At 35.9% G+C, this 959-nt stretch carries 1 protein-coding gene; it reads left to right on the top strand.

Annotated features, from left to right (window positions below; translation table 11 throughout):
* Positions 1 to 10 precede the first annotated feature (10 nt).
* A partial coding sequence (locus AAEY83_RS12700) for an ImmA/IrrE family metallo-endopeptidase (protein ID WP_351059240.1) occupies positions 11 to 959 on the top strand: 949 nt, incomplete at its 3' end.

The following is a 959-nucleotide window of genomic DNA, read 5'->3' as shown; positions in this document are numbered from 1 at the left end:
TAGGCGAGCTGTGAGCAAAGCTGAATTAGCAGAAAAGCTAAATATTACTCCTAGAACATTAACAAATTATCTAAAAGGAAATACTGAGCCTAATTTAGTTGATATTTCAAGGGTGCTAAGCTTCCCTATCGATTTTTTTAAAGGTAGTGACTTACCAATCATTGATGAACATAGTGTTAGTTTTAGATCTCGTTCTAGAATGACTAAGAAAGTCAAAGCCGAAGCTTTAACTTATGGCATTACTGGCTTTATGCTTAATGATTGGTTTGAAGAGGAGTTTGAACTTGTTCAATCAGAACTTCCTGATTTATCTCATCTATCTCCTGAAGAAGCGGCTAATTCGCTCCGTTACGACTGGGGCCTGGGTGATAAACCTATTGGGAACTTAATTGCTCTATTAGAGTCAAAAGGTATACGTATTTTTTCTATTTTTGTAAAATCGGAATATATTGATGCTTTTAGCGTTTGGTATGATGACACACCTTTTATCTTTCTTAATAACCAAAAAACTATGGAGAGAAGTCGTTTTGATGCATGTCACGAACTAGGTCATTTAGTTAGAGACATATACAGTATGAAAATGTCTGAAAGTTTTAGTAAATCACTTGATGAAGACTTGGATTCAAAAGTAGTCGAAAGATGTGCAGATGAGTTTGCATCTGCGTTCTTGATGCCCGAAGTTGCATTAATGGAATATAGACATGTAAATCCTACCATCAACAATCTTATTGAGCTGAAAAAAGTGTTCGGCGTATCTTTAGTAGCACTGGCATATAGAATGCATAAGCTAGGGTTCATAAGTGAGTGGGTTTATACAAGAGTGCTCTGCCCAGAAATAGCAAAATATAATTATCGTAAGTCAGAGCCTTATCCAATGGATAGAGAGACTTCCCAAGTACTCAATACAATAACTAGTGAGTTAACTTCAGAAGGAATGAGCCTAGACGATATTGCTAAAA

It is taken from the genome of Psychrobacter sp. TB20-MNA-CIBAN-0197 (assembly GCF_040309765.1).
GTDB lineage: Bacteria > Pseudomonadota > Gammaproteobacteria > Pseudomonadales > Moraxellaceae > Psychrobacter > Psychrobacter submarinus.
Note: the sequence above shows the minus strand (reverse complement) of the source record. Positions and strands in the feature narration are given on the sequence as shown.